Raw genomic sequence first — 19,425 nt, forward strand, 5'->3', positions numbered from 1 at the left:
AGCGGGCGTCGGCGCAGGTCAAGTTGGTCCGGCCGGGCCGAACAAATGCGGCCACCCCCGCCCGGTCTGCCTCGGCGCTGCCGGTACCGCTAGTGTGCCGCGAGCCCTTGGATGAGGCTCTCAGCCTCGCTCACCGAGACCGCGCGGGCGCCCTTGCCGGTCCAGTGGCGGATCAGGGCCGGCTCGGCGCGGGTGTGTGCCAGCCCCCGGCGCACCAGCGTCGGCATGGGCTTGCGGGCTTCGGCGATGTCGCGCAGCAAGCGCAACCAGAAGGTCTGCACCCGCGGGCGCACCAGGCACAACGCCTCGGCGAGCAGATCGCGTGAGCGCAACTCGTTGATGAGTTCGGTGGCGAAGATGCCTTCGGCCAGGACTACGGGGTGGTCCGAGATCACCAGCCGGGTGGTGCCGGTGCGCCGGGAGGTGGGGATGTCATAGATCGGCAGTTCGGCCTCTCCGTTCAGGCACAACTCCTCCAGCGACTGCACTGCCGCGGCGCCGTCCCAGGCCAGTGGGGAGTCCCAGTCCACGCTGCCGAAGCGTTGCGGGAGACCGGGGTGGTCGATGTCGCGGTAGAAGTCGTCCAGTTGCAGTGCGGGCAGGCCGAGCCGGCGCACCAGGGAACTCTTTCCCGAACCCGAGGCCCCGGTGATCAGCACCACCCGGCGGGGTGCACGCCGGCTACCGCTGGGCAGATCGAACAGTGCCGGATCGGAATCGGCGCCACGGGCGAAGGGCATGGGTCAGATTATCGCCCTTGCCGGCGGCGCACCGGACCGCGCCCCCCTGCCAGCGGCGTTAGGCTCATCCTCAACCAGCCGCGGGTGCAGGTACCCCGGCCGGCGCCAACGTGAGGAGTGCTTCGATGGTCAAGCGGCGAGTTCCCCGGGTTCGTGACCTGGCCCCCCTGCTGCGGTTCAAGCCGCCGGTACTGGACGGTCGCCGTCGTCGGTTGGAAGCAGCGCAGACCATCGCCGACCTACGCGCCGTCGCCCAGCGCCGCACCCCGCGCGCGGCTTTCGATTACACCGAGGGGGCGGCCGAGCAGGAACTGTCCCTGACCCGGGCCCGCCAAGCCTTCGAGGACGTGGAGTTCCACCCCTCGATCCTGCGCAACGTGGCCGAGGTGAACACCGCCACGACGATCCTGGGCGGGCACTCGGCGTTGCCGTTCGGCATCGCCCCCACCGGCTTCACCCGGATGATGCAGACCGAGGGAGAGATCGCCGGGGCTGGTGCCGCTGGGGCGGCGGGGATCCCGTTCGCCCTGTCCACGATGGGCACCACCTCGATCGAGGACGTCGCACTGGCCAATCCATCCGGGCGCAACTGGTTCCAACTCTACATGTGGAAGGACCGGGAGCGTTCGATGGCCCTGGTGGACCGGGCCGCCGCAGCCGGGTTCGACACGTTGTTGGTCACCGTGGATGTACCGGTGGCCGGGAACCGCCTGCGGGACGTGCGCAACGGTCTGACCATCCCGCCCTCGCTGACCGCGCGCACGGTGGTGAACGCGATCCCGCGCCCGCAGTGGTGGTTCGATCTGCTCACCACCGAGCCGCTGGCGTTCGCCTCGCTGGACCGCTGGTCCGGCACCGTGGCGCAGCTCCTGGACACCATGTTCGATCCCACCGTCGACTTCGAGGACCTACGCTGGATCGCCCAGCAGTGGCCCGGCAAGACCGTGGTCAAGGGCGTACAGACCCTGGCTGACGCCCACAAGGTGGTCGAGGCCGGCGCGGACGCGATCATGCTGTCCAACCATGGCGGGCGTCAGCTCGACCGTGCTCCGGTGCCCTTCCACCTGTTGCCCCAGGTCGCCGCCGAACTGGGGCAGGACGCCGAGATCATCCTGGACACCGGGATCATGTCCGGGGCCGACATCGTGGCTTCGGTCGCCCTGGGTGCGGACTTCACGATGGTGGGCCGGGCCTACCTGTACGGGCTGATGGCCGGCGGTCGCGCGGGGGTGGACCGGATGATCCAGATTCTGCGCGCCGAGATCGAGCGCACCATGCGCCTGCTGGGGGCGGCCTCGTTGGCCGAGTTGGAACCGGGGCACGTTACCCAGCTCCAGCGACTCATCCCCCGCCCGCGCGCGGGGGTGCATCACCAGGCCTGAAGCCGGCTGTCGGACGTTCGCCCCAGACGGCGGGGCGAGCCGGGCCTGACGGCGGAGCCGGGCCTGGGGCGAGTAGGCCCCCGGGCGGGGGTGCTCAGAGTGGCCGGACCGTCAGGTCGGCGTACTCGGCGATCATCGGGGCCATCTGTCGGAAACCCAGCTGGCCCCCGCGCAACGGGTCACCCCCGGTGCTGCCGTCGTCGTGCCAGTCGAAGATCGGCAGATCGTCGATCGCGAAGCGGATCCGGTCACGTCGGGTGCGGACCGAGATCCGGTACGGCGGATCGGCATCGGCGAGCGAGGGGAGCGGATCAGCGCCCTGAGCCACCAGGTGGAAGCCGTGGGACTTGCGCAGGTTGGCGGTGTGGAAGCGCCGCTCGCCGTCCCACTTCCGGCGGAAGTAGGACACGTGATAGGCGTCCAGATCCCCGTGGTGGTACTGCTCGTACGGCCCGGTGCGTGGCGCCAGGGCGGGGTCCAGCACGCTGCGGCCACCGTGACCGGTGGCGTGGAAGAACAGGATGCACAGGCCCTCATCGGTCAGCGGATAGAAGTCGAAGGAGATCTCCACCTCGGCACCGAAGGGCTGCGGGCACCACAACACGATGTTGGCGTCCTGACCCTCGCCGGGATCGCGCAGGGACTCCAGGCGCAACCGGCCCCTGGGGAAGGACATCGCGCCGTCGCCCTCCAGGACGAAACGGTCGAGGTCTGCGGTCGAGGCCAGCCGGTTGCGGTAGGTACTGGGCATGCGGGCACTTTCGTTGCTCACGGCCGGTAGCCGGCCACCTGCAGGAACGCCGACATCCTTGCAGCCGCGACCGGTGGGTCCAGCAACAGGCCGGCCCGGTCCGCGAGACGGAACACCTCGATCAGGTGGGCTGCGGAGCGAGCCGAGTGCATGCCGTACAGCATCTGGAAGCCCGGCTGGTGCCCGCTCAACCAGGACCAGAACGCCACCCCCGCCTTATAGGACTGGGTCGGAGCGGCGAAGATGTGCCGGCCCAGGGCGACGGTGCCCTCCAGGATCCGGCGAGCCCCGTCGTCGTCGGCCGCTTGCAAGGCCTGCAGGGCCGCCGAGGCGGCCGGATAGACCACCGCGAACACCCCGAGCAGGGCATCGGAGTGGTGCCGACCGTCGCCGAGGATCAGGTCCGGGTAGTTCAGGTCGTCCCCGGTGTACAGGCGCACCCCGGGGGCCCGGCGCGCCAGTTCGGCGCGCAGGTCCATCTCGCGCCGTGCCTCCAGCAGCGAGACCTTGATGCCCTCGATCCGGTCTGCGCCTCTGGCGATGAGGTCGGCGACGGTCCGGTGTGCCTCGTCCAGGTCCTCGCTGCCCCAGTAGCCGGTCAGATCCGGATCGAACATCGGCCCGAGCCAGTGCAGGATCGCCGGCTGGTCCACATCGGCCAGCACCGACTCGTACACCTGGGCGTACTCCTCGGGGTGGGTGGCAACGGCGGCCAGGTGACGTGAGGCCATCACGATCACCCGGGCACCGGCGCGCTGGATCACTTCGACCTGGTGGCGGTAGGCATCGATCACCTCGGTGAGTGTGGGTGTGGCATCGGCGGGTAGGTGGTCGGTGTTGGCCCCGGCAGCGATCGTCCCGCCGGCGGCCCGGGCGTGAGCGGCGGAGCGTTCGATGAGTTCGGCGGCGCCGTCCCAGTCCAGCCCCATGCCCCGCTGCGCGGTGTCCATCGCCTCGGCCACGCCGAGCCCGGCGTCCCAGATCCGCTGGCGCATGCCCAAGGTCGCATCCCAGTCGATCAGGGCCGGTGCGCCGGGGACGTTGTCGGCATCGTGGCGGGGTGCGACCGGGACGGCGGCGTAGGCGGACCGGGCGGTCAGCGGGCCGGTAGGTGTGGGCCAGTGCGTGGGTTGGCGCAGGGTGAGCGGCTCCCAGGTGCCATCGGGGCCGGGCAGGGACAGGGTGATGTCCGTCGTCGTCATGGCTGGGCTCCTTTCGCGCCGGCGCACCGGTGCGGTCGGCCCGATGTTGGTGCGCCACGCACGTGCACCGGTTCCGGCCACGGTAGGCCGCCGGGCGGGCGTGTGCCTGCCGAACCGTCCCGGCGCCGCGCGGGAGTGCGCTGCCCGCCGGGTGTCGAGCCGTAGAATCTGTGTTCTGATGCGCGCGACATGGCGGGAGCAGGCGATGGTGGCAGGCGGGCGGACCCGTCCGGGGATGCTGGATGTCGCACGTCTGGCCGGGGTGTCGCACCAGACCGTTTCGCGGGTGCTGAACGAGCATCCGAACGTGCGCGAGAGCACCCGCATCAAGGTGGTGCAAGCGATCGAGGAGCTGGGCTACCGGCGCAACAGCGCGGCGCGGGCGCTGGTGACCCAGCGTTCGGGAACGCTCGGGATCGTGACCACCGGATCGGAGCACTACGGCCCTTCCCGAACCCTGGCCGTGGTGGAGCGCGCAGCGCGGGAGGCCGGGTACTTCGTGGCCGTGGCCACCGCCATGCATCCGACGCCGGACATGGTCACCTCCATCTTCGACCGGTTCCTGGACCAGGCCGTGGAGGGCGCGGTGGTGATCGCCCCGACCGAGGAGATCGCGGCGGCGGCCCGCAACGCCTCGGCCGACCTGCCGGTGCTGATGATCGCGGCCACCCCGAAGTGGGAGCCCGGCCAGCACGCGCTCAGCGTGGACCAGGGCGCGGGGGCACGGATGGTGGCCGAGCACCTGATCGAGTTGGGCCACCGTGACGTGGTGCATGTGGCCGGGCCGGTGGATTGGTTCGACGCCCGGGCGCGCGCCCGCGGCTGGCACGCCACGTTGGCCGAGGCCGGGATCCGCGCTCGTGCCGACCGGCTGGGGGACTGGACCGCCGCGTCGGGGTATGCGATCGGCCAGGAGTTGCTCGAAAACCTGCCCACCGCGGTGTTTGCCTCGAACGACCACATGGCGCTGGGCCTGTTGCGGGCCTTCGCCGAGGCGGGCGTGCACGTGCCCGGACAGGTCTCGGTAGTCGGTTTCGACGACGTGACCGGGTCCGATCACTACTTCCCGCCTCTGACCACGGTGCAGCAGGACTTCACCGTGCTGGGCAGGCGTGCCCTGGAGGCGCTGATCGACCTGATCGTGGGGGTTCCGGTGAACACCGAGCAGGTACCTCCGACGCTGGTGCCACGGGCCAGCACCGGCCCGGCGAGCAGGTAAGCCACCCGCGCCCGAGCAGCCCAATTGGATGGTTGTGGCGAATGGGGGCGCCCGGTTGGCGCTGTACGCGCGCAATTGGATGGTTGTGGCGAATGGGGGCGCCCGGTTGGCGCTGTACGCGCGCAATTGGATGGTTGTGGCGCGCGGGGTGCCGAGCGGCTACCCGCGTGCGGCCTGATGGAGCCGAACAGGTGCGTGATGTGTGACGCGCGGGGCTGGTGCGACGGATCGAGTCCAGACCGTGATCCTGGAACCTTTGACCGTTGAATCGTTTTATTGCTATGTTCTCGCTCACAACGGTAAACGCTGTCCAGCGGCAGGGTCGTCGCTCGGCCGGGAGAGTGCCCGACCGAGTCCCAGGTTCGAAACGCCAGTCGGCCCCGGCCCGCGCTCGACAGATGTCTCACGAAGGGGTTCCCAATGGCGAGTCCGACCCGGGCGAATGCAGACCGCGCCTTCGGCGTGGGGCGCGCGTGGGAGTTCGCCGACACGGTCCTGTTCACCGCGCTCCTGAACCTGCTGGTGCTCGTGATGACCCTGGCCGGTGGCGTGCTGTTCGGACTGGCCCCGGCGCTGACCGCGGCGGTCACCTGCGCACGCGCGCGGCTTCGCGGGGAGTTGCATCCCTGGGTGCGCACCTTCGTGCGGCACTGGCGTACCCAGTTCGGCCACGCCAACCTGTTGCAGGCGCCTGCGAACCTGGTGCTGGTCCTGCTCGCGGTGAACCACGTCATCCTGGGTCGCAGCGGCGGCCCGTTGACGATCGCCATCGCGGTTGCCGCCGCCCTGACCGTCGTCTACCAGGTGCTGGTGGTGACGATGGATGCCCACTACGAGGTGCGGCGCCGGGACTGTCTGCGCCTGGCCGGGCAGTTCCTGGTGCGCTTTCCCGGAGCGCCGCTGCTGCTGGCGGCCACGCTCGCCCTGATCGGCGTGGGCACCTACCTGGTCCCGGGCCTGCTCCCGGTGCTGTCCGTCGGGGTGGCGCTGTATCTGTGCACCGCGCTGTGCCTGTCCTTCTACGCAGCCAACGACCGCGGCCTGGCGGCCCAGCCCGCCGGTACACCCGATCCCGGCACCACGGGCATCTCGGCTCGGGACACCCATCAGCACCACCCGGCGGCCCCTGCCGCGCAGAACCCTGCGCGCACTCCGGCAGCGACAACCACGATCTGACACACCCCCCAGACGTCAACGACGGCGTCGACGAGAAAGGAAACCCATGCGTTATCGACACACAACCGCAGTGGCCACTGCGGTGGCCGGTGCCCTGGTGCTGGCCGCCTGCGGCGGTGGCAACGGGAACGGCAATGGAGGCGGTGAGAACGGAGAGGCCGGCGGCAGTGGCGAGGCCGCCTCGCTCGACTCGGTGACCATCATGGCCCCGTTCTTCTCCCCGACCGCACCGGAGCCCGGCGGCGAGATCGAGGAGGCCCTGACCGACCTGACCGGCGTGGACCTGAACATGCGCTGGGTGCCCAACTCCAACTACGGCGACCAGACCAACGTGGTACTGGCCAGCGATGACATCCCTGATGTGATGGTCATCCAGGACAAGAGCCAGGGCTTCATCCAGACCGCTGAGGCCGGCGGCTTCTGGGAACTGACCGACTACCTGGCCTCCGGGGAGTTCCCCAACTTGGTCACCGAGAACCCCGAGGTGCAAGAGGCTTCCGGGGTGAACGGACGGATCTTCGGCATCTACCGCGCCCGGGACGTGATCCGCCACTCGATCATCCTGCGGGCGGACTGGATGGAGAACCTCGGTCTGGAGGACCCCGAGACCCTCGACGACCTCGCCGAGATCGCCCGGGCCTTCACCGAGGATGACCCCGACGGCAACGGTCAGGACGACACCTATGGCCTGATCGTTCCGGAGTGGCCTGCGGCAGTGGGCACCGGCAGCCCCTGGGACGCCATCGACGTCTGGCACGGGGCGGGCAACGTGTGGCGTGATGACGGCGGGGAACTGACCGCCACCTGGACCACCGACGAGTGGCGCGACTCGCTGCGCTTCCAGCGCGACCTGATCGACTCCGGCTACGTCAACCCCGACTTCGCCACCATGCCGCCGGAGGACTGGAACCAGCGCTTCATGAACGGTGATGGCGGCATCATCATCGACGTGCAGTCCCGTGCGGCCGAACTGATCAACCTGTACCGCCAGAACGACCCGGACGACTTCGACTCCTACGTTCGTCTGGTCGGGCAGGTGGAGGGCCCGAACGGCAAGTTCTCCCTGCCCACCGCCGGCTACGCCGGGTTCCTGGCTGTGCCGCGCTCCTCGATCGAGACCGAGGAAGAACTCCTCGCCGTGCTGCAGGTCCTGAACGACCTGAACAGCCCGGAGGCGCAGGTCCTGCTGAACAACGGGATCGAAGGCCACAACTTCGAGGTCGAGGACGGGTACGCGGTGACCGACCCCGACATGCAGGAGTTCACCGACTTCGTCACGGGCGCCTGGGCGCAACTGGGCACCAACGTGGCCGGGGAGCACTTCTACACCTCGCTGCCCCAGACCGAGTATGACGTGGAGATCTTCGAGCTGCGTCAGGAACTCCAGGACGAAGACCTGCAAGACGCGGTGTTCAACCCCGCCCTCGGGCTGATCTCGGAGACCTACGTCACCAACGCCACCCAGCTCGACACACTGATCGCCGACGCCCGGATCCAGTACCTGGCCGGGCAGATCGACGAGGCCGGGATGGACGAGGCGGTGGAGCGCTGGCGCTCCAGCGGCGGTGACCAGGTGGACGCCGAGGTGAACGAACTCTACTCCCAAGCAGGCTGAGCTCCCCTGGTGGGGGCGGGCGCTGTCACAGTCCCGCCCCCACCGGGCAGCCCACCCACGAAAGGACCCGCGGTGAGGGTTGCAACCCAGACGCCACCCGTGGCGATCGCCCCCGGCCCAGCGCCGGACCGGCGCCGACGCGGCCTGGGCACCACGATGGTGCGTTACCGGTGGCTGTTCCTGTTGATGCTGCCCGGCATCATCTATTTCCTGGTCTTCCGGTTCTGGCCGATGTACGGAGCCCAGATCGCGTTCCGCAACTATGTGCCGTTCCTGGGTATCGAGGGCAGCCCGTGGGTGGGCTGGGAGCACTTCGAGGTGTTCTTCACCAATCCCGATTTCCCCCGCATCCTGGCGAACACCCTCATCATCGCGGCGATGAGTCTGTTCATCGCCTTCCCGCTGACGATCGTGCTGGCGTTGCTGCTGAACGAGATGCGGCTGCAGATCCTCAAGCGCACCGTACAGACCCTGGTCTACATCCCCCACTTCCTGTCCTGGACGGTGGTGGTCTCCCTGACCGGGCTGCTGTTCACCATGGGCACCGGCCCGTTGTCGGCATTGCTGGACTCGGCCCTTGGTGGCACCACGAACTACCTGGCCGACCCGTTCTGGTTCCGGCCGCTGATCCTGCTGCAGGAGATCTGGAAGAACACCGGGTGGGGCACCATCATCTTCCTCGCCGCCCTGGCCGGGGTGGACCAGGAGCAGTACGAGGCCGCGATCATCGACGGTGCCGGGCGCTGGCAAAGAATGTGGAACATCACCATCCCCTCGATCCAGCCCACCATCATCGTGCTGCTCATCCTGCAGAGCGGGCAGATCCTCAACACCGGGTTCGAGCAGATCTACCTGATGTCCAACGCTCTCAACCGCTCGGTGGCCGATGTGTTCGACACCTACGTGTACTTCGTGGGCATCCAACAGGGCGCCTACTCCTACGCCACCGCCGTGGGCCTGGCCAAGGCGATTGTCGGGTTGATCCTGGTGTTCGGGACCAACTGGCTGGCCAAACGGTTCAACCAGCAGGGGATCTTCTGATGGCACTGCACTCCACCCCCGTGACGCTGCCCGCAGAGCACGACACCTCGCCCGCGGTACCGCAGCGCCCACGCGCCAACAAGCAGCGATACCGGTTCAACACCCGGGCCGGGAAGGTCTTCGACGTCTTCAACGGCGCCTTCCTGATCGTCGTGGGGTCGATCGCGATCCTGCCGTTCCTGTACGTGCTGGCCGGGTCCTTCGCCACCGAGTACGAGATCACCACCCGACCCTTCTTCCTGTGGCCGAGCGAGTTCATCACCACCTCGTACGAGTCGATCCTGGGTTCGCGGGCGTTCGTGCGTTCCTTCATCACCACCGTGGTGGTCACCGGGGTGGGCACGCTGATCCAGTTGGTCCTGACCGCGCTGATGGCCTACCCGCTGTCCAAGGTGGACCTTCCGGGGCGGCGCACCATCTTGTCCCTGGTGGTCTTCACGATGGTCTTCAGCGCCGGTATGATCCCCACCTTCCTCGTGGTGCGGGACCTGGGCATGTTGAACACCTACTGGGCCCTGATCCTGCCGATGGCGATCAACCCCTTCAGCCTGATCATCATCAAGAACTTCTTCCAGCAGTTGCCCGACGAGTTGGAGGAGTCAGCCAAGATCGACGGCGCCAACGAACTGCGAATCCTGCGCAGCGTGATCGCACCACTGTCCAAGCCGGTGCTGGCCACCTTCGGGCTGTTCTACGCCGTGGGGATCTGGAACGACTACATGTCCCCGCTGCTCTACCTCTCCGACCAGTCGATGTGGACCCTGCAGATGGTGCTGCGCCAGGTGACCGCGGCGGCCTCGCTGACCGCTGACGACCTGGCCACCGAGGTGCCGCCCCCGGCCGAGGGCATCAAGTTCGCCGTCATCATCGTGGCCACCATCCCGGTGTTGCTGGCCTACCCGTTCCTGCAGAAGCACTTCGCCAAGGGCATCCTGATCGGCAGTGTGAAGGGGTGAACTCGATTCACCTGGCCGGGGACTCCACCGTGGCGCCCGGGCCCGTGGACGGCACGGGCGTGATCGGCTGGGGCGGCGTGCTGCACGAATTCACGACACAGGCGGTGCGCAACCGCGCCGTCGGCGGGGCCACCACCGCCTCATTCGTGGCAGAAGGACGCTGGGCAGGCACCGTCGCGGCGGTCGAGCCCGGTGACCTCGTGGTGATCCAGTTCGGGCACAACGACCAGAAGGAGACCGAGCTGGCCGCGGCGGGCGGCTACCGGAACAACCTGGCCCGGTTCGTCGAGCAGGTCCGCGCCGCCGACGGTCGACCGGTGCTGGTCACCAGCGCCGAGCGGTGCCTGTTCAACGACGACGGCGACCTGCGCGTCTCGCACGGCGGTTACCCCGCTGCGGTGCGAAACCTGGGCGACCAGCTCGACGTCCCCGTGATCGACCTGAACGCCTTCACCCGGTGGCTGTACACCTGGCTGGGAGAGCAGGGCTGTGCCGAGCTGTTCCCGCACGCGGTGCCCGAGGGCGGCAAACGGGACACCACCCACTTCGGCCTCGCCGGTGCACGTGCGGTGGCCGGGTACGTGGCCCAGCAGCTACGGGCCCTGCAGGGCCTTGATGACCAGCATGAACCGATCGGGAAATGGGGAGTGAGTCCATGACCACCCAACACGTGGACGTACCGCTGCGTTGGCTCGACGATGCGGCACCGGCAGGGCTGCCCGCGGGCGCCACCCTGGGGGTGCCACTGCCACGGGGTGCGGTGCCGGCCCCGGAGGGACTCGCGGTGATCGACGACGACGGTGCACCGGTTCCGGCGCAGACGTGGCCCCTGGCCACGTGGCCGGACGGGTCGGTCAAGTGGGCGGGCATCGGACTCGGCAGTACCGCGGCACCGGCCGCGGCGTACCGGGTGGTCGCCGCGGGGGAGCAGGGGAGCGCCGCCCGCCCTGCCCCGGCGAGTCCGGATCCGGCTGCTGAACCCGCCACGGTGCGCGTCGAGCCGGGCGGCGAGGAAATCGTGGTGCACACCGGCCCGTTGCGGGTGGTGGTGCCCCGTTCGGGGACCGCACTGGTCGGCGCGGTGCACGTGGACGAGCGCCTGGTCGCCACCGGAGCGCACCTGGTCTCAGCACGCCAGGACCACCCCGAACCCGCCCACCGCGACCGGACCCACGCCGTCGGGCACCACACCGAGGTCGAGGTGGAACAGGGCGGGCCGGTCCGTGCGGTCCTGACGCTGCGCGGACGCCACCGGGACGAGGCCGGGCCCGGGGAGCAGCGCCGTGCCTGGCTGCCGTTCACGGTGCGGCTGTACTTCACCGCCGGGGCGCGCACCTTCCGGATGGTGCATACCTTCACCTATGACGGCGACCCGGAGCAGGACTTCCTCGCCGCCCTCGGGGTGCGCTTCTCGGTGCCGTTGCGGGCCGCGTGCCACGACCGGCACGTCCGCTTCGTCGGCGCACAGCAGGGGGTGCTTCGCGAGGCGGTCCAGGGCCTGACCGGGCTGCGCCGCGATCCCGGTGAACAAGTCCGCCAGGCGCAGGTGCAGGGCCGGCCCACCCCGGACATGCAAGAGTGGCAACGCGACGTGGGGAACCTGCTCACGTGGGTGCCCCGCTGGCCGGACTACACCCTGCGTCAACTCGGCCCTCAGGGGTACTCGATCGCCAAGCGCACCGCAGCCGACCGGCCCTGGATCGACGTGGCCCACGGGGACCGTGCCGCGGGGTTCGCCTACCTGGGTGATAACGATGGTGGCCTCGGTGTGGGGTTGACCGATTTCTGGCAGTCCCATCCCACCGGGATCGACCTGCGCGGCGCCGACACCGACTCCGGTGAGATGACCGTGTGGCTGTGGTCCCCGGACGCGGACCCGATGGACCTGCGGTTCTACCACGACGGCCTCGGTCAGGAGACCTACCCGCAACAACTCGAGGCGCTGGAGATCACCTACGAGGACTACGAGCCCGGCCTGGGCAGTGCCCACGGGATCGCCCGCACCCATGAGTTGGACATCGTCGCCTACCCCGCCACCCCGGACCTGACGACGCTGACCGCCGACGCGGCCCACGCCGGGCAGCGCCCCCGGTTGGTGCCCACCCCGCAGGCGCTGGCCCGTGCCGGGGTATTCGGGGACTGGGACGTTGCGGACCGCTCCAGCCCCGCCCGCGCGGAGTTGGAGGACCGGCTCACCGCGATCGTGGACTTCTACCTGACCCAGGTCGAGGAGCGGTCCTGGTACGGGTTCTGGAACTACGGCGACGTCATGCACTCCTACGATTTCGACCGGCACACCTGGAAGTACGACGTCGGCGGCTACGCCTGGGACAACTCCGAACTGGCCACCGACCTGTGGCTGTGGTCGATGTTCCTGCGCACCGGCCGGGCCGATGTGTTCCGGATGGCCGAGGCGATGGCCCGGCACACCGGGGACGTGGACGTGTACCACTGCGGCAAGCACCGCGGCCTGGGTACCCGGCACAACGTGCAGCACTGGGGGTGCAGCGCCAAGCAGGTGCGCATCGGATCCCCGGCGTTCCGCCGCCCGCACTACTTCCTCACCGCCGATGAGCACTCGCGCGACCTGCTGTTGGACAAGGCCGACAGCGACGCGGCGCTGGCGGTGCTGGAACCGACCCGGAAACTGCACGGCGACGACGACGCCGCACCGCTGGACCGGAACCGGCTACGGGTGGGACTGGGCACCGACTGGGGCGCCTTGGCCGCGACGTGGTTGGCGAACTGGGAGATCGCCGGAGATGTTGCCGCCAGGGACCGGCTCCTGGGCACGATGGCCGACATCGGAGCCTTCCCGAACGGGTTCCTGCACGCCGAAGCCTTCTACGACCTGGACACCGGGCGCTTCACCGGCCCGGCGCGTGAGGTGGCGGTCTCCCACCTCTCGGCGATCTTCGGGTTGGTGGAGATCTGCTCGGAATTGATCGACCTGGTGCAGGTGCCCGGGTTCGAGCAGGCCTGGCTGCAGTACTGCCGGCTCTACCTGGCTGACGCTGCCGAGCAGGTGGCCGAGGTGGGGCAGGAACTGACCGGCAACAACTTCCCGCAGTGGCACTCCCGGCTGCTGGCCTACGCGGCGCACCGGCTCGGTGAGGAGTCGATGGCCGACCGGGCCTGGGCGGCATACCGCTCCGGTGGTGAGCACACCCCGATGGACCTGGGGCCGGTGCGCACGATCAGCCCGCCGGAGGTGCTCACCGAGGTCAGCGAGGTGTTCATCTCCACCAATGACGCGGCGCAGTCCAGCCTCGCGGCGATCCAGAATCTGGCCCTGATCGGGCACCGGCTCGACGCAGGGCATGGGCTGACGGCCTGAAAAGCGTCGGCGGGGAAGCCCGACCTGGTTAGTTGTAACGATTCAGCAACGAAAACGATTTCGGACAAATCGTGACCTGGGTCACCCCTTGCCAGCCTGAATGGATTCAACCTAGCGTGTGAACACCCCGACGACGGGATCCGCGAAAGGAAGTCCAATGGCTGCAACGTTGCAGAACAACAAGAGAACTCTCATCGCACTCAGCGCCGGCCTTTCGGCCGGCCTGGTTCTGGCCGGATGTTCGGGCAGCGCAGCAGGAGACGGGCCGGTGGAGATCGACTTCCTGGTCGACAACCAGCCCCACACCATCGCGCTGGCCGATGCGCTGGTCGAGGCCTTCACCGCCGACAACCCAGATGTCACCATCTCGGTCGACTCCCGTCCCGGCGGTGGCGACGGCGACAACATCGTCAAGACGCGCCTCTCAACCGACGAGATGGCGGACGTGTTCATCTACAACAGCGGGTCGCTCTTCCAGGCGCTCAATCCCGATCAGATGCTCGTGGACCTGAGCGACCAGCCGTGGGTGGCGGAGTTGGACGAGGAGTTCGTCAACACCGTCAGCACCGAGAACGGCACCTACGGCAACGCCTGGGGCGCCACCTTCGGGGGCGGCATCATCTACAACCGCGCCGTCTACGACGAACTCGGCCTCGAGGTTCCCCAGACCTGGGATGAGTTCATGGAGAACAACGAGGTGATCGCCGAGGCGGGGATGGCCCCGGTGATCCAAACCTACGGCTCGACCTACACCTCCCAGCTCTTCGTCCTCGCCGACTTCGCGAACGTGTACTCGATGGACCCGGACTGGGCGGAGGAGTACACGGCGAACAACCGCAAGTACGCCGATGAGCCCGCCGTGCAGGCCTTCCGGAACCACGAGGAGGTCTACGAGGCCGGCTACTTCAACGAGAACTTCCCCTCGGCCACCGATGCCGACGGCGCCCGGATGCTCGCCGAGCGCGACGGGGTGCACTACCCGATGCTGTCCAACCTGATCACGCACGTGCGTCAGGACAACCCCGAGGCACTGGAGGACATCGGCTTCTTCGCGATCCCGGCGCAGGAGGCCGAGCACACCCAGGCCACCATCTGGCAGGCCGCCGGCATCTACATCCCGCAGACCACCGAGGGCGCTGAACTGGAAGCGGCCAAGGATTTCGTGGCCTTCATCACCTCCGACACCGGGTGTGAACTCAAGGCCGAGTACCTCTCGATCGCCGGGCCCTTCCCGGGCACCTGTGACCTGCCCTCGGATGCCGCGCCGATCCTGACCGACCTGGAGCAGTACGTCGATGAGGGCCGTACAGCACCGGCGCTGGAATTCCTGTCCCCGGTGAAGGGGCCGAACCTGGAGCACATCATGGTCGAGGTCGGCTCCGGCATCCGTTCGGCTGAGGACGCAGCGGCCTACTACGACGACGACGTGGTGAACCAAGCCCGCCAGCTCGGCCTCGACGGCTGGTGAGTACTGCGGGAACCCGCCCGGGCACCCCGGCGGCCGAGACGCGACACTCCTGGACCAGGGGGCGCGTGCCGAGGCCGGCCGGGGAGTCCGGCCGGGGCCGGTCATCGGGTGTGTGGCGCCACGCCTATCCGATGTGGTTCTACCTGCCCGCAGGGCTGCTGTACGTCGTCTTCTTCGCCATCCCGACCTTCGCCTCCTTCTACTTCAGCCTCACTCGCTGGACGCTGTTCAGCTCGGAGTTCATCGGGATGGAGAACTACGTGCGGTTCTTCACCGAGCCCCAGTTGCGCCAAGGGTTCATCAACACCTTCATCTTCGGGGTCACCACCTCGGGTGCGAAGGTGGTGATCGGACTGGCCCTCGGGGTGCTCCTGGTCTCGAACATCTTGGCCCGGGGGTACCTGCGCTCGGTGGTCTTCTTCCCGGTGCTGGTGTCCACCATCGGGGTGGGCGTGATGTTCACCGCCCTACTGGATCCCTTCGACGGCATGGTCAACTCCATCCTGGCGGCCGTGGGGATCGACGGCCCGGGTTGGTTCACCGACCCGAACATCGCGCTGCTGACCATCGCCGGAGTGGACATCTGGAAAGGTCTGGGCATCGCGACCCTGATCTATATCGCCGGGCTGGTAGCCATCCCGCGGGAGTACTACGAGGCAGCCCAGATCGATGGGGCGGGCGCCTGGCAGCAGTTCCGGCGGATCACCTTGTCGCTGGTGATGCCCGCGACCGGGACCGTGATCATCCTGTCCCTCATCGGTGGGCTGCGCACGTTCGATCTCATCTGGGCCACCACCGGGGGTGGTCCGGGCTTCGCCTCCGATGTGATCGCCTCGGTCATCTACAAGCAGTACCAAGCCGGCTTCTACGGTCTCTCCACGGCCGGGAATGTGGTCCTGTTCCTCACCGTGACCGCGATCATGGTGCCGATCACGATCATCATCAACCGCAAGGCGGTGGAGCGATGAGGTCGGCACGCACGTGGACCGGCGGAATCGTTGCGATCGTCGCCTCGATGATCATCTTCCTGGTGCCGTTCGTGTTCGTGATCCTGCAGGCGATGAAAACCCCCGCCGAGGCCTCCCGGTTGGAGTTCTCCTGGCCGGAGCAGATGGCGTTCGTGGAGAACCTGATCGAGGTGCTCACGATGCGCAACGGCGTTGTGCTGCGGGCCTTCGTCAACAGCACGATCATCACCGTCGCCGCAGTGACCCTGATGGTGATCGTCTCGGCGATGGTGGGATACGTGCTGCAGCGGCGGGTGAGCAAGATCAACCCGGTGGTGAACTTCTTCGTCCTGGCCGGTCTGATCGTGCCACCGGCCGTGGTGCCCACGGTGTGGTTGCTGCAGGCGCTGGGTTTGTTTCGCACCATGCCGGGGCTGGTGCTGGTGCAGGCCACCTTCGGGATCTCCTTCTGCATCCTGTTGTTCCGGGCGTTCGTCGGCACCATCCCGAGAGAGTTGGATGAGGCCGCGGTGATCGACGGGTCCGGCCCGGTACGGCTGTTCTTCACGGTGATCCTGCCGTTGATGAAGCCCACCGTGATCACCGTGATCGTCGTGCAGGCGGTCAATGTCTTCAACGACTTCGTCAACCCCCTCTACTTCCTGCCGGGCGAGCGCAATGCCACGGTCCAGTTGACGCTCTTCAACCTGATGCAGCAGCAGGCGGCCACACAGTGGAACCTGCTCTTTGCCAACACCCTGCTGATCACGATCCCCCCGCTGGTCATGTACATCTTCTTCAACCGCCAGATCGTCGCCGGCATGACATCGGGGGCGGTCAAGGGCTGAACTCACTATCCCCAGCGCGGCGCGCCGGGCGCGTCCGCCCCCACTCCGGATCTTCAGCAAGCAAGCAAGGAAGCGAGCAACACGACGATGTCCATTGAGGTTCTATCTGTCCGCATCGAACGCCGCCGGGACGGCCACTACGCCGACACCTCGACCCCGCGCCTGTCCTGGACGGTGCGCACCGACGCGCCGAACTGGGTCCAGTCCGGTGCCGAAGTGCGCCTGGACGCCGAGCACGTGGTGGAGCTCGAGGGCGCGGACTCGGTCTTCGTGGAATGGCCGTTCGCGCCCCTGCAGCCCCACGGTCGGCACGCGGTGGAGGTGCGGGTCCGGGGCGGCGACGGCGAGTTCTCACCATGGAGTGAGCCGGTCACCGTGCGTGCGGTGTTCCTGGGTGAGGGGGAGTGGCGGGCCGAGTTCGTCGGCCTGGCCGAGCCGGTCGGTGAGGCGTGCCCCGGGCTGGTGCGGCGGGAGTTCGAGGTGAACGGTGACCTCGCGTCCGCCACCCTGTACGCCACCGCCCAGGGCGTCTACCAGGTCTCGGTCAACGGCAGCGACGTCGACACGGACGTGCTCAAGCCGGGTTGGACGAGTTACCAGTACCGGATCGAACACGAGGCGACCGACGTCACCGACTTGCTCAGCACCGGACGTAACGCCATCGGCATCAGGTTCGCCGGCGGCTGGTTCACCGAGAAGTTCGGGTTCCACGGCGAGGGCCGAGCCTTCTACGGTGACCAGCCGGCCGTCGCCGCCCAGTTGCACCTGCAGTACCTGGACGGCCGCACGGAGGTGCTCAGCACCGATTCGCAGTGGCGCGGCGCAGCCGAAGGCCCGGTGGTGCACAGCGGAATCTACGACGGCGAGCGCATCGATGCCCGCCGCCACCTGCCGGCCTGGGACCGGCCCGGCTTCGACGACGGTGGCTGGCCGGCCGTGGCGGTGCGCCGGAGCGAGGTGGTGCCGGAGCCGATGAGTAGTGAACCGGTGCGTCGCACCGACGAACTCGGCGTCCGGGAGGTGCTGACCACCCCGTCCGGCAAGACGGTGGTGGACTTCGGGCAGAACCTCGTGGGCTGGGTACGGGTGCAGGTGCAGGGGGAGCCCGGGCACGTCGTCTCCGTGCGCCACGCCGAGGTGCTGGAGCACGGCGAGTTGGGTGTGCGTCCGCTGCGGCATGCCAAGGCGACTGATGAGTTCGTGCTCTCCGGTGGCCACGACGTTTTCGAGCCGCAGTTCACCTTCCACGGGTTCCGCTACGCCGAGGTGAGCGGGTGGCCCGGCGAGTTCGACCCGAGCGCCCTGACCGCCGTCGTCGTCCACAGCGATATGCGTCGCACGGGGTGGTTCGAGTGCTCCGATGAGCGGGTGAACCGATTGCACGAGAACGTGGTGTGGGGGATGCGGGGCAACTTCCTGTCCATTCCCACCGACTGCCCCCAGCGCGATGAGCGGCTGGGTTGGACCGGGGACATCCAGGTGTTCAGCCCCACCGCCACCACGTTATTCGACTCCGGTGCGTTCCTGGCTGCCTGGCTGAAGGACGTGGCCGCCGAGCAACAGGGCCTGGGCGGGGTGTGCCCGTTCGTGGTGCCCCAGGTGCTTCCGGATGGCGGACGTCCCGCGGCCGCCTGGGGTGATGCGGCCACGGTGGTGCCGACGGTGCTGGCCGAGCGCTTCGACGACCGGCGCGCTCTGGCCGAGCAGTACCCCTCCATGCGCGCCTGGGTGGATGTCATGGCCGAGCGGGCCGGGGAGAACCTGCTGTGGCAGGGTGACTTCCAGTTCGGCGACTGGCTGGACCCGGACGCCCCGCCGGAGAGTCCCGGCGACGCCAAGACGGAGAAGGACCTGGTGGCCAGCGCGCACCTGATTCGCTCGGCCCGGATCGTGGCCGAGACCGCCGCGCTGCTCGGTGACGCCGACGGGGCGTCCCGCTACGCCGACCTGGCCGAGCGGGCCCGGCAGGCATTCCTCGCCGAGTACGCAGTCCCTGTGCATCGGTTGACCTCGGACACCCAGACCGCCTACTCGATGGCGATCTGCTACGAGTTGGTCGACGGCGAGGCGCGCCAGGCGATGGGAGATCGGCTGGCCGAACTGGTGGCAGAAGCGGGCGATACGATCCGCACCGGTTTCGTGGGTACCCCGATCATCTGCGACGCCCTGACGAGGACGGGGCACGCAGACACGGCTGGGCGGCTGCTGCTGCAGACCGCGGTGCCCTCCTGGCTCTATGCCGTCACGATGGGGGCGACCACCATCTGGGAACGCTGGGACTCCATGCTCCCGGACGGCACGATCAACCCGGGCCAGATGACCTCCTTCAACCACTACGCCTTCGGAGCGGTGGCGGACTGGCTCTACCGGTGCCTGGCCGGCCTGGCACCGGCGGCACCGGGTTACCGCCGGATCCGGATCGCCCCGACTCCCGTCGCCGGCATCGACGACGCCGCGGCTCGCGTGGAGACGCCCTACGGGATGGCCGAGGCGGGCTGGGCCGTCCAGGACGGGATGCTCACGGTGCGCGCCACGGTGCCGCCGAACACCTCCGCCGTCGTGGCGCTCCCGGGAGAGGCCGAACGTGAGGTGGGATCGGGCACGCACGAATGGAGCGTGCCCGACCCGCGCCGTAGCGCCTGAGCGCTGACCCTGCCGCCGCATGCCCGAGGACGACGCTCGTGGTCGTCGTCGAGTGGCCGGCCCGTCGCCTTCGCCCGCACCCGTCGCCTTCGGTGCCGGG

At 68.5% G+C, this 19,425-nt stretch carries 15 protein-coding genes; 12 read left to right on the plus strand and 3 right to left on the minus strand.

All coding sequences use genetic code 11. The features are described 5' to 3' along the window. Positions 1–89: 89 nt before the first annotated feature. Positions 90–740 carry a uridine kinase family protein gene (locus ACO0LU_RS04805; protein WP_424790291.1) on the minus strand — a complete coding sequence of 217 codons (651 nt, stop codon included), beginning with the start codon at positions 738–740 and terminating at the stop codon, positions 90–92. Positions 741–865: 125 nt separating this feature from the next. On the opposite strand from ACO0LU_RS04805, the gene ACO0LU_RS04810 reads away from it, so the two are divergent. Then, a complete protein-coding gene (locus ACO0LU_RS04810; RefSeq protein ID WP_424790292.1) occupies positions 866–2,122 on the plus strand; it encodes an alpha-hydroxy acid oxidase in 1,257 nt (418 codons plus the stop codon). A gap of 94 nt (positions 2,123–2,216) precedes the next feature. Here the strand turns inward: ACO0LU_RS04810 and ACO0LU_RS04815 are convergent, their stop codons facing one another. Both ACO0LU_RS04815 and ACO0LU_RS04820 read right to left on the minus strand, forming a co-directional pair. Then, the gene (locus ACO0LU_RS04815; protein WP_424790293.1) at positions 2,217–2,873 is read right to left on the minus strand and encodes a DUF1961 family protein; all 657 of its coding nucleotides are present in this window, start codon (positions 2,871–2,873) and stop codon (positions 2,217–2,219) included. Between the two features lie 17 nt (positions 2,874–2,890). After that, a complete protein-coding gene (locus tag ACO0LU_RS04820) occupies positions 2,891–4,075 on the minus strand; it encodes a DUF993 family protein (protein WP_424790294.1) in 1,185 nt (394 codons plus the stop codon). Between the two features lie 178 nt (positions 4,076–4,253). On the opposite strand from ACO0LU_RS04820, the gene ACO0LU_RS04825 reads away from it, so the two are divergent. The 11 genes from ACO0LU_RS04825 (at position 4,254) to ACO0LU_RS04875 (ending at position 19,325) form a co-directional block, all read left to right on the plus strand. Further along, positions 4,254–5,294, plus strand: a complete 1,041-nt coding sequence (locus tag ACO0LU_RS04825) for a LacI family DNA-binding transcriptional regulator (protein ID WP_424790295.1) — start codon at positions 4,254–4,256, stop codon at positions 5,292–5,294. A gap of 420 nt (positions 5,295–5,714) precedes the next feature. After that, positions 5,715–6,470, plus strand: coding sequence for a YesL family protein (locus ACO0LU_RS04830; protein WP_424790296.1), 756 nt, complete (start codon positions 5,715–5,717; stop codon positions 6,468–6,470). A gap of 46 nt (positions 6,471–6,516) precedes the next feature. Further along, a complete protein-coding gene (locus tag ACO0LU_RS04835) occupies positions 6,517–8,085 on the plus strand; it encodes an extracellular solute-binding protein (RefSeq protein WP_424790297.1) in 1,569 nt (522 codons plus the stop codon). Positions 8,086–8,157: 72 nt separating this feature from the next. After that, the gene (locus ACO0LU_RS04840; protein ID WP_424790298.1) at positions 8,158–9,126 is read left to right on the plus strand and encodes an ABC transporter permease; all 969 of its coding nucleotides are present in this window, start codon (positions 8,158–8,160) and stop codon (positions 9,124–9,126) included. Next, complete coding sequence (locus ACO0LU_RS04845; RefSeq protein ID WP_424790299.1) at positions 9,126–10,082, plus strand: carbohydrate ABC transporter permease; 957 nt, start codon at positions 9,126–9,128, stop codon at positions 10,080–10,082. The genes ACO0LU_RS04840 and ACO0LU_RS04845 overlap by 1 nt, the downstream gene beginning before the upstream one ends. Further along, positions 10,079–10,741 carry a rhamnogalacturonan acetylesterase gene (locus ACO0LU_RS04850; RefSeq protein ID WP_424790300.1) on the plus strand — a complete coding sequence of 221 codons (663 nt, stop codon included), beginning with the start codon at positions 10,079–10,081 and terminating at the stop codon, positions 10,739–10,741. Before ACO0LU_RS04845 ends, ACO0LU_RS04850 begins: the two co-directional genes overlap by 4 nt. After that, positions 10,738–13,419: a Tat pathway signal sequence domain protein gene (locus ACO0LU_RS04855; RefSeq protein ID WP_424790301.1), complete on the plus strand. Its 2,682-nt coding sequence runs from the start codon at positions 10,738–10,740 to the stop codon at positions 13,417–13,419. The genes ACO0LU_RS04850 and ACO0LU_RS04855 overlap by 4 nt, the downstream gene beginning before the upstream one ends. A 157-nt stretch (positions 13,420–13,576) precedes the next feature. Then, positions 13,577–14,887, plus strand: a complete 1,311-nt coding sequence (locus tag ACO0LU_RS04860; RefSeq protein ID WP_424790302.1) for an ABC transporter substrate-binding protein — start codon at positions 13,577–13,579, stop codon at positions 14,885–14,887. A gap of 131 nt (positions 14,888–15,018) precedes the next feature. Continuing rightward, a complete protein-coding gene (locus ACO0LU_RS04865) occupies positions 15,019–15,855 on the plus strand; it encodes a carbohydrate ABC transporter permease (protein ID WP_424786417.1) in 837 nt (278 codons plus the stop codon). Next, complete coding sequence (locus ACO0LU_RS04870; RefSeq protein ID WP_424790303.1) at positions 15,852–16,682, plus strand: carbohydrate ABC transporter permease; 831 nt, start codon at positions 15,852–15,854, stop codon at positions 16,680–16,682. The genes ACO0LU_RS04865 and ACO0LU_RS04870 overlap by 4 nt, the downstream gene beginning before the upstream one ends. A gap of 87 nt (positions 16,683–16,769) precedes the next feature. Further along, positions 16,770–19,325: a family 78 glycoside hydrolase catalytic domain gene (locus ACO0LU_RS04875; RefSeq protein WP_424790304.1), complete on the plus strand. Its 2,556-nt coding sequence runs from the start codon at positions 16,770–16,772 to the stop codon at positions 19,323–19,325. Positions 19,326–19,425 lie beyond the last annotated feature (100 nt).

Origin of the sequence: Pseudactinotalea sp. Z1748 (genome assembly GCF_049725185.1) — a bacterium.
Lineage (GTDB): Bacteria > Actinomycetota > Actinomycetes > Actinomycetales > Beutenbergiaceae > CALKWS01.

Excerpts from the sequence above, each read along its gene's own strand:
- ACO0LU_RS04805 (WP_424790291.1), bottom strand. The coding sequence starts at position 740 with ATGCCCTTCGCCCGTGGCGCCGATTCCGATCCGGCACTGTTCGATCTG.
- ACO0LU_RS04810 (WP_424790292.1), top strand. The coding sequence starts at position 866 with ATGGTCAAGCGGCGAGTTCCCCGGGTTCGTGACCTGGCCCCCCTGCTG.
- ACO0LU_RS04815 (WP_424790293.1), bottom strand. The coding sequence starts at position 2,873 with ATGCCCAGTACCTACCGCAACCGGCTGGCCTCGACCGCAGACCTCGAC.
- ACO0LU_RS04820 (WP_424790294.1), bottom strand. The coding sequence starts at position 4,075 with ATGACGACGACGGACATCACCCTGTCCCTGCCCGGCCCCGATGGCACC.
- ACO0LU_RS04825 (WP_424790295.1), top strand. The coding sequence starts at position 4,254 with ATGCGCGCGACATGGCGGGAGCAGGCGATGGTGGCAGGCGGGCGGACC.
- ACO0LU_RS04830 (WP_424790296.1), top strand. The coding sequence starts at position 5,715 with ATGGCGAGTCCGACCCGGGCGAATGCAGACCGCGCCTTCGGCGTGGGG.
- ACO0LU_RS04835 (WP_424790297.1), top strand. The coding sequence starts at position 6,517 with ATGCGTTATCGACACACAACCGCAGTGGCCACTGCGGTGGCCGGTGCC.
- ACO0LU_RS04845 (WP_424790299.1), top strand. The coding sequence starts at position 9,126 with ATGGCACTGCACTCCACCCCCGTGACGCTGCCCGCAGAGCACGACACC.
- ACO0LU_RS04855 (WP_424790301.1), top strand. The coding sequence starts at position 10,738 with ATGACCACCCAACACGTGGACGTACCGCTGCGTTGGCTCGACGATGCG.
- ACO0LU_RS04860 (WP_424790302.1), top strand. The coding sequence starts at position 13,577 with ATGGCTGCAACGTTGCAGAACAACAAGAGAACTCTCATCGCACTCAGC.
- ACO0LU_RS04865 (WP_424786417.1), top strand. The coding sequence starts at position 15,019 with ATGTGGTTCTACCTGCCCGCAGGGCTGCTGTACGTCGTCTTCTTCGCC.
- ACO0LU_RS04870 (WP_424790303.1), top strand. The coding sequence starts at position 15,852 with ATGAGGTCGGCACGCACGTGGACCGGCGGAATCGTTGCGATCGTCGCC.
- ACO0LU_RS04875 (WP_424790304.1), top strand. The coding sequence starts at position 16,770 with ATGTCCATTGAGGTTCTATCTGTCCGCATCGAACGCCGCCGGGACGGC.